This is a genomic window from Pseudomonas sp. WPR_5_2, assembly GCF_003634475.1.
GTDB classification, from domain to species: Bacteria; Pseudomonadota; Gammaproteobacteria; order Pseudomonadales; family Pseudomonadaceae; genus Aquipseudomonas; species Aquipseudomonas izuensis.
In genome coordinates this window covers 208,346-217,321 of record NZ_RBLA01000010.1, presented here as the reverse complement: position 1 = coordinate 217,321, position 8,976 = coordinate 208,346, and the positions used below count along the sequence as shown (strand labels likewise).

The following is an 8,976-nucleotide window of genomic DNA, read 5'->3' as shown; positions in this document are numbered from 1 at the left end:
TTTCCACCTTGCCGCCGGTCAGCAGCTCGGCGCCTTCGCCCTTGGCGATTTCCAGGTACGAAAGGATTTTGTCGAATTGCTGCTCGGATGCCTGGGCGCCGACCATGGTGTCGGTGTCCAGCGGGTCGCCACGTTTGATCTGCAGGACCTTCTTCATCACCACTTGCATGAATTCGTCGTAGATCGACTCCTGCACCAGGGCGCGGGAAGGGCAGGTGCAGACTTCGCCCTGGTTGAAGAACGCCAGCACCAGGCCTTCGGCGGCTTTTTCGATGAAGGACGGTTCGGCCTTCATGATGTCTTCGAAGAAGATGTTCGGCGATTTGCCACCCAGCTCCACGGTGGACGGAATGATGTTTTCGGCCGCGCATTTCATGATGTGCGAGCCGACCGGGGTCGAGCCGGTGAAGGCGATTTTGGCGATGCGCTTGCTGGTGGCCAGGGCTTCGCCGGCTTCTTTGCCGAAGCCTTGCACGATGTTCAGCACGCCAGGCGGCAGCAGGTCGCCGATCAGCTCGACCAGTACGGTAATGCCCAGCGGGGTTTGCTCGGCAGGCTTGAGCACCACGCAGTTACCGGCAGCGAGGGCCGGGGCGAGTTTCCAGGCGGCCATCAGGATCGGGAAGTTCCACGGGATGATCTGGCCGACCACGCCCAGTGGTTCATGGATGTGATAGGCCACGGTATTGCCGTCGATTTCGGCGGCGCTGCCTTCCTGGGCCCGGATGCACCCGGCGAAGTAGCGGAAGTGGTCGGCGGCCAGCGGAATATCGGCGTTGAGGGTTTCGCGCACGGCCTTGCCGTTGTCCCAGGATTCGGTGATTGCCAGCAGTTCGAGGTTTTGTTCGATGCGATCGGCGATTTTCAACAGGACCAGGGAGCGCGCCTGGGCGGACGTGGCGCCCCAGGCATCGGCCGCCGCGTGGGCAGCGTCCAGGGCCTTGTCGATGTCTTCGGCCGTGGAACGGGGGAATTCGGCAATCGGTTGGCCATTCACTGGCGAGGTATTGGTGAAGTACTGACCTTTGACAGGCGCGACGAACTCGCCGCCGATGTAGTTACCGTATTTGGCTTTGAACGAAACGATAGCGCCTTCAGTACCGGGGTGAGCGTAACGCATGATTGGTTTCTCCTTGGCTTTTGTACTTATTAGAGACGCGCATGTGCGCTTGTATAAGCGTAGAGCAAAGGTTGGGCCACTGCCCTGCAGGTCAGGCAAATCAAGGCCTTGCGCGTTTTTTTGTCAGACGGGCGGGCGGCGTCTGTGACGCTATCGGTACAGGCTGAGTGACACTTTGTACCGTTTGTGGCACAGGCTGTGACTGCCCGGTCTTGCCAGCATTGCATTGCAGGCTAGGCTGGAGGATGCTCGGCATGACCTGTAGGAGCTGCAAACCGCTCGGGGAGAACAATAAGAAATGCACGACAACCATTTGAGTCGCCATGCCCGGCAAGTGCTGACCGTGACCCAGGGCAAAGCCCACCTGCACGGCCCTGGCAGTGATCCGTCCATCGCCCGTTCCTGGTTGCGTTGCCTTGAGGATTATCACCTCGATCCGACCCTGACCATGGCACCGACGGTGTTGGAGCATGGGCGCGTGCTTGAAAGCCGCGAACGCCTGCAGCAAGTGCTGCACATTGCCGGCAACGAAATGACCAGCCTGCATCAGCAGCTCTCCGGTGCCGGGCATGCGGTGCTGTTGACCGATGCACGGGGCGTGATCCTCAACTGCGTGACGGCCCCCGCCGAACGGAAGATTTTCGAGCGCGCCGGGCTCTGGCTCGGCGCCGACTGGAGTGAGGCCTGCGAAGGCACCAATGGCATCGGCACCTGCCTGGTGGAGCGCCAGGCGCTGACGATCCACCAGGATGAACATTTTCGCGGCCGGCATACCGGCCTGACGTGCTCCGCGAGCCCGGTATTCGACCCGCATGGCGAGCTGCTGGCGGTGCTCGATGTGTCTTCGGCGCGCCCCGACGTTTCGCGCCAGAGTCAGTTCCACACCATGGCCCTGGTCAATCTTTCGGCGAAGATGATCGAGAGCTGCTATTTCCTGCGTTATTTCGACAATCAATGGCTGCTGCGTTTTCATCTGCAGGCCGAGTCCGTCGGGTTGTTCAGTGAAGGCCTGCTGGCGTTCGATGGGGAGGGGCGGATCTGCGCGGTCAATCAGAGCGCACTGAACCTGTTGGGGCATGTTCGCGGCGGCTTGCTGGGCAAACCGGTGGAGGCGTTTTTCGACTGCGCACTGGACGAGCTGCTCGGCCGCGCGAGCGCCAACGCCAGCGCCAGTTGGCCGTTGCGCACCCGTGACGGGCGCAGCCTGTTTGCCGTGTTGCGCGGTCAGCCGCGCCGCGTGCCGGTGCCGTTGGTGCCCAGTCCGGTGCGTGAAGAGTCTGCACAGCTGTCGGGCATCTGCCTGGGCGATGCCGCGTTGCAGGCGGATTTCCGCAAGGCCCTGCGCGTGTACGAACGGGACGTGCCCTTGCTGATCAACGGTGAAACCGGGTCGGGCAAGGAGGCCTTCGCCAAAGCCGTCCATCAGGCCAGTCAGCGGGCCACAAAAGCTTTTGTCGCCCTCAACTGCGCCGCCATTCCCGAAAGCCTGATTGAAAGCGAATTGTTCGGCTATCGCGGCGGCAGTTTCACCGGGGCGCGTAAGGAAGGCATGCGCGGCAAGTTACAGCAGGCCGATGGCGGAACCTTGTTCCTCGACGAAATCGGCGACATGCCCCTGGCCTTGCAGACGCGCCTGTTAAGGGTGCTGGAGGATCGCCAGGTGGTGCCGATCGGTGGCGAGCCGGAGCCGGTCAACGTGCGGATCATCAGCGCCACACACCGCAATTTGCTGGGGCGGGTTGAGGACGGCAGTTTTCGTGAGGACCTGTATTACCGGCTCAACGGGCTGGAGGTAGCGCTGCCGGCATTGCGTGATCGCAGTGACAAGTCTCAGCTGCTCGACTTTTTACTGGCCGAAGAAGCGGGCGGGGAAGAGGTGTCGATCGATGGGCCGGCGCGGGAGGCATTGCTGGGGTTTGCCTGGCCGGGCAACGTTCGGCAATTGCGCAATGTGCTGCGCACGCTGGCGGCGTTGTGCGACGGCGGGCGGATCGGACTGGAGGATTTGCCGGCAATGATCCGACAGGCGCGGCCGGTGACCATGCAGGTACTTGAAGAGGCGTCCGGGCATCCGCTAGAGGATGCCGAGCGGCTGGCGTTGTTGAATGCGCTGGAGCAGACGCGGTGGCATATGACGCATACGGCGGAACAGCTGGGCGTGAGTCGCAATACCCTCTACCGAAAGCTGCGTAAGCACGGGATAGCCCGTTAAACCGCGTCGCGGCCATCGCGAGCAGGCTCGCTCCCACAGGGTATGCACAGTCCTTGTGGGAGCGAGCCTGCTCGCGAAGGCGTCCTCAATGTCTGAAACACAAGGTGCGATTTTCCCCTCCCTAGGCTAACCTGCGGCCATGTTTTACGAGGTCGACTATGCACATTCATATTCTTGGTATCTGCGGCACTTTCATGGGTTCGATGGCGGTTCTGGCCAAGGAACTTGGCCATCACGTGACCGGCTCCGATGCCAACGTCTACCCGCCGATGAGCACCCAGCTTGAGGCTCAGGGCATTGAGTTGACCCAGGGCTACGACCCGGCGCAACTCGATCCGGCACCCGACCTGGTGGTGATCGGCAATGCCATGTCCCGTGGCAACCCGGCGGTGGAATATGTCCTGAACAAAGGCCTGCCTTACGTCTCCGGCCCGCAATGGCTGGCCGATCACGTATTGCAAGGTCGCTGGGTGCTGGCGGTTGCCGGCACCCACGGCAAGACCACCACCAGCAGCATGCTCGCCTGGGTGCTGGAGCACGCGGGCATGAGCCCGGGCTTTCTGATTGGTGGCGTGCCGCAGAACTTTTCGGTGTCGGCGCGTCTGGGCGGTACCCCGTTTTTCGTGATCGAAGCCGATGAATACGACAGCGCCTTTTTCGACAAGCGCTCCAAGTTCGTTCATTACCGCCCGCGCACGGCGATCCTGAATAACCTGGAATTCGATCACGCCGATATCTTCCCTGACCTGCCCGCCATCGAGCGGCAATTCCACCACCTGGTGCGGACCATCCCGAGCGAAGGCCTGGTGATTCATCCGACCACTGAACCGGCATTGCACCGCGTCATCGAAATGGGGTGCTGGACCCCGGTGCAAACCACCGGTGCCGGCGGTCAGTGGCAGGTCAAGTTGCTCAGTGACGATGGTTCGGCCTTCGAAGTGATGTTCGAAGGGGTTTCCCAGGGCGTGGTCGAGTGGGACATGACCGGTCAGCACAACGTTGCCAACGCACTGGCGACCCTGGCGGCGGCACGGCATGTGGGTGTGGTGCCGTCGATGGGCATCGCTGCATTGAGCGCTTTCAAAAGCGTGAAGCGGCGGATGGAGAAAGTCGCGGACGTGCGTGGCATCACCATTTATGACGACTTCGCTCACCACCCGACCGCCATCGCCACCACGCTCGACGGCCTGCGCAAGCGCATTGGCGATGCGCCGTTGATCGCGATCATCGAACCGCGTTCCAATTCCATGAAGCTCGGCGCGCACCGCGATGGGTTGCCGGAAAGCGTGGTCGATGCCGATCAGGTGATCTGGTACGCACCGGCCAATCTCGGGTGGGACCTGGCGGCCACTGCAGCGCTGTGCACTGTGCCTTCGATTGTCAGCGACTCGCTCGAAGGCATCATCGACCGCGTGAAAAGTCAGGCTCAACCGGGCACCCACGTCGTGATCATGAGCAATGGCGGATTCGGCGGCCTGCACGGCAAACTCGCCGAGGCGCTCAAATGAACAACGGCCCGGACCGCATCACGCTGGCGATGACTGGCGCTTCCGGCGCCCAGTACGGCTTGCGCCTGCTCGACTGCCTGGTGCGCGAAGACCGCGAAGTGCATTTCCTGATTTCCAAGGCCGCACAACTGGTGATGGCAACTGAAACCGATGTCACGCTGCCCGCCAAGCCGCAAATGATGCAAGCCTTCCTCACCGAATACACCGGTGCTGCCGCCGGACAGATCCGCGTGTATGGCAAGGAAGACTGGATGTCGCCGGTGGCCTCGGGTTCCGGCGCGCCGGCGGCGATGGTGGTGGTGCCGTGTTCAACGGGGACTTTGTCGGCCATCGCGACCGGCGCCTGCAACAATTTGATCGAACGTGCCGCGGATGTGACGTTGAAGGAGCGCCGCCAGCTGATTCTGGTGCCGCGTGAAGCCCCGTATTCGAGCATTCACCTGGAACACATGCTCAAGTTGTCGAACATGGGTGTGACGATTCTGCCTGCATCGCCAGGCTTCTATCATCAGCCACAAACCATCGACGACCTGATCGATTTCGTGGTGGCGCGGATTCTCAATCTGCTGGGCATTCCCCAGGACATGTTGCCGCGTTGGGGCGAGCACCATTTGAGCAGCGATGAATAAGTTGTTGGTGGTGCTGCTGGTCATGCAGTTGGCCGGCTGTGCCACGGCGCGAACGCTGGATGCCGCCAAACCGGGGGCGCCGGTGGTGTATGCGGGGACGCGGCTGGATCTGTACGCGATGAATGGCGGCTGTTGCGCCAAGGATCGTTTCGGCGCTGAGGCGCCGGGCTATCCGGGGGTCGACCTGCCGGCCAGCGCGTTGCTCGACACGCTGCTGTTGCCGTTGTCGTTGTTGACGGTGTTGGGTGTTAATTTTCAGGCGACGGGTGGGTTGTAGCGTTCGGCATTGAATCGGTGTCGCGCCCTTCGCGAGCAGGCTCGCTCCCACATTGGATTTGTGAACGACCCGGATCAAATGTGGGAGCGAGCCTGCTCGCGATTGCGTCCTATCGGACGCTAGAAACTATTTGCCTAGCTTCCTCAGCTCGTCGGATTCGACAATCCGCACCCCATCCTGCTCTTCCAGCGCCAGGCGCCACATGGCGCGGGCCATTTGGCAGGCTTCGATGCCGTGGTACTTGCCGGGTATCAACCGTGACAGCGGCCCGGCGACTTTCTCCGCCAGGCGCGGCTCGATGCGTTCACCCAGCAGCAACGAGGGTCGGCAAATGGTCAGTTGTGGCCAGTCCTGCGCGCGCAATGCGTATTCCATCTCGCCCTTGACCCGGTTGTAGAAATTCGGCGATCTGCGATCGGCCCCCAATGCGCTGATCACGATCAAGTGTCGCGCGCCCATCTCCCGGGCACGCTTGGCGAACGCCACCACCATGTCCAGATCCACCGCGCGAAACGCCTCTTCCGAGCCCGCCTGTTTGATGGTGGTGCCCAGGCAGCAATAGGCGATGTCGATGCGTCCGCTCAATTGCGGCAGGAACATCGCCGGGTCGCCGACCGGGTTTTCCAGGTGGGGATGCCTGGCCAGCGGTCGGCGTGAAGGAGCCAGTACCCGCGTAATCGTTGGCTCATTGAGCAATCGATCGAGCAGGTGTTCACCGGTCAAACCGGTGGCTCCGGCAAGCAATACGTGCTGAGGCGTCAAGTACATAGTGTTTCTCCCTTGATACTCATCAGCTTAGTTGGTCTTTGCATCCTTGCCGTCAATCAACACACTTTGCAGCGCTTTGCGCGCCTGCTGTTTGCGCAACAGTTGCCAGTGCGAAAGCACGGTTTTCGGCGCCCAGATCTGCGGCTCCGAGGCTTCGTAGCTGTCGGCCAGCTCGCGCTCGGCGACGGTGGCCTTGGCCCGCTTGAAGGCTTGTTCCAGATCATCGGTCTGGTTCAGGGCCTGGGCGAACAAGGCGTCGCCAAAGTAGGTGAAGTTGGCTTCTTCCGAACAGCCGAACGACACGCGGTCGGCCCGCGAGGCGGTCATGATCAGGGTGCGCTCGTCCTTGAGGGCAGGAATGAACCCACCGGAGTAGCAGGATGAAATCACGATGATCTTGTCGCGGTTTTTCAGGGGGGCGAGCACCGCGGCCAGTTCGTCGGCCGGCAGATCGGCCAGTTCCATGCGGGGCTGGTCCAGCACCAGTTCGTGCTCACTGGTACCGTGACTGGTCAGGTAAATGAAAATCAAATCTTCCGGGCCGCTGCGTTCGGCCAGGGTCACGGCCGCGCGACGCAGGTTTTCCCGGGTAGCCATTGGCCGGTCGCTGAGGTGATCGCGATGGTTCACCAGACGGATCTGACCGAAGGCACCAAAGCGACTGGTGAGCATGTTCGCGACGTAGTCGGACTCTCGCAGGAATACGCTTTGCTTACCGTCGCCGCCCACCGTCAGGGTGTACAGTTCTACCGCCGGGGTCGAGGCCGGCACGTTGCTTAGCGCGTCTTCGAGCAGTCGCCCCTGGGCCAATAGGCCGAGTTCGAGGGTGTCGGGCAGCAACTTGCCATCGGCATCACGCACACGCTGGCCGTTGATCCAGGTGCCGCTGAGCACTGCACCATCGGTCAGTACCAGGGTGCCGCGACCGGAATAGGCATCGCCGTCGAACTGGCCGATGTAGAAGCTGCCGTCGGCCAGGTTCAAGCGGCCTTGACCACTGAAGCGCCAGTCGTTGAAGTGGCCGATATAATGGCTGCCGTCGGCACCGATCAACTCACCCTTGCCATTGAGCGAGCCTTCCTTGAACTGACCCAGCCAGACATCGCCGTCAGCGTTTTCGTAACGACCCTTGCCGTGCAGTTGATTGTTCTTGAAACCGCCGACGTAGATGTCGCCGTCAGCGCTGTTGAATGTCCCGTTGCCTTCCAGCTGACCGTCGACGAAATGCCCGGTGAATTGATTGCCGCTGCCATCGCCGCGCTGGCCTTCGCCGTTGGGTTTGCCATGGGCGAATTGGCCCTGGTAAGTGCTGCCGTCTTCAAGTTCCAGATGTCCGAGCCCTGAATACTGATCAGACTTGAATTCGCCACGGTACGTCATGCCGTTTTCTTTGAGGGTGCCCTCACCGTCACGCCGGCCGAGCTTGAAGTGGCCGTTATAACTGCTGCCGTTGGTGCTCAGGCTGCCCTGGCCGTCGAACAGTCCCTGGTTGAACTGTCCGCGGTAGACCTCGCCGTTGCTGCCGTGCCACTCGCCCTGGCCGTGCCATTGACCCTTGTCGAACTCGCCGGCATACCAACTGCCGTTCGGGTAATCGATACGGCCCTGGCCTTGCAGCATCCCATCGACCAGGGCGCCGCGATAGCGTCCGCCGTCCGGCAGGCGGGCGTCGGGAGGCATTGGCGATTCGCCATTGCCGCAAGCGGTGAGCATCAGGGTCAAGGCGAGGAGTGCAAGTGAGCGCATAGCGGGTTCCGGGCAATTAGGCGAGCGAGTATGCCGCAGCTATGTGTCCTTATACAGTCGGTATGAACGCAGCGGGTGCGAAACAGCGTGAGCTGCTTCGCACCCGGCAAGGTTTACACGAAGCAGAGCGACAAGGGCTCAGCGATATACGCCGGTTTGTCCGAGCCTTCTATTTCCAGGGTGGTAGTGGCCTTGAGCAGCCATTGGCCGGGTTTCTTTTCGATGACTTCGGTCAGATCGACCTTGAGCCGCACCCTGGAGTTGACCTTGACTGGCTGAATGAAGCGCACGCTGTCCAGGCCATAATTGACCACCATCTTCAAGCCTTCGGGCATGACGAGGATGTCTTCCATCAATTTCGGGATCAGCGACAACGACAGGAATCCGTGAGCAATAGTGCTGCCAAATGGCGTTTGCGCGGCTTTGACCGGATCGACATGGATGAACTGATAGTCCCCTGTAGCTTCGGCGAACAGGTTGATGCGCTCCTGATCGATCGTGAGCCATTCGGAACGTCCAAGTTCCTTGCCGACATAATCTTTGAGCTCTGCAACTGGAACAAAGGGCATTGAGACTCTCCTTGGGTTCATCGGTTTTATAGTTTTGAGTTTGGGGGGATTTGACCTCCCGGCTTACCACTTTAGATCAACATGGCAAATCGCTGCGGTCAACCGACCATGCCATTGGCGAATGCCGATGTATACGGCAGCCGTGCT

Annotated in this window: 8 protein-coding genes; 4 read left to right on the top strand and 4 right to left on the bottom strand. The window is 61.2% G+C overall.

The genetic code is table 11. From position 1 onward, the window contains the following. Positions 1-1,120, bottom strand: a 1,120-nt coding sequence (locus BJ917_RS29295) for an aldehyde dehydrogenase family protein (RefSeq protein WP_121105799.1), incomplete at its 3' end; no start/stop codon positions are given. A 298-nt stretch (positions 1,121-1,418) separates the two neighbouring features. On the opposite strand from BJ917_RS29295, the gene BJ917_RS29290 reads away from it, so the two are divergent. The 4 genes from BJ917_RS29290 (at position 1,419) to BJ917_RS29275 (ending at position 5,746) form a co-directional block, all read left to right on the top strand. Next, positions 1,419-3,332: a sigma-54-dependent Fis family transcriptional regulator gene (locus BJ917_RS29290; protein WP_121105797.1), complete on the top strand. Its 1,914-nt coding sequence runs from the start codon at positions 1,419-1,421 to the stop codon at positions 3,330-3,332. Between the two features lie 158 nt (positions 3,333-3,490). Continuing rightward, complete coding sequence (mpl, locus tag BJ917_RS29285; protein ID WP_096514864.1) at positions 3,491-4,840, top strand: UDP-N-acetylmuramate:L-alanyl-gamma-D-glutamyl-meso-diaminopimelate ligase; 1,350 nt, start codon at positions 3,491-3,493, stop codon at positions 4,838-4,840. Further along, positions 4,837-5,469, top strand: coding sequence for a flavin prenyltransferase UbiX (gene ubiX, locus BJ917_RS29280; RefSeq protein ID WP_096514866.1), 633 nt, complete (start codon positions 4,837-4,839; stop codon positions 5,467-5,469). Before mpl ends, ubiX begins: the two co-directional genes overlap by 4 nt. Next, on the top strand, positions 5,462-5,746 hold the full coding sequence (locus tag BJ917_RS29275) for a YceK/YidQ family lipoprotein (protein WP_096514868.1): 285 nt from the start codon (positions 5,462-5,464) through the stop codon (positions 5,744-5,746). Before ubiX ends, BJ917_RS29275 begins: the two co-directional genes overlap by 8 nt. A 126-nt stretch (positions 5,747-5,872) precedes the next feature. Here the strand turns inward: BJ917_RS29275 and BJ917_RS29270 are convergent, their stop codons facing one another. From BJ917_RS29270 to BJ917_RS29260, 3 genes are all read right to left on the bottom strand, one after another. Next, the gene (locus BJ917_RS29270) at positions 5,873-6,514 is read right to left on the bottom strand and encodes an oxidoreductase (protein WP_096514870.1); all 642 of its coding nucleotides are present in this window, start codon (positions 6,512-6,514) and stop codon (positions 5,873-5,875) included. Between the two features lie 27 nt (positions 6,515-6,541). Continuing rightward, positions 6,542-8,260 (bottom strand): C13 family peptidase, encoded by a 1,719-nt coding sequence (locus tag BJ917_RS29265; RefSeq protein ID WP_121105795.1) that lies wholly within the window; start codon positions 8,258-8,260, stop codon positions 6,542-6,544. 113 nt (positions 8,261-8,373) lie between these two features. Next, on the bottom strand, positions 8,374-8,829 hold the full coding sequence (locus tag BJ917_RS29260) for a MaoC family dehydratase (RefSeq protein WP_096514874.1): 456 nt from the start codon (positions 8,827-8,829) through the stop codon (positions 8,374-8,376). Between the last annotated feature and the right edge of the window lie 147 nt (positions 8,830-8,976).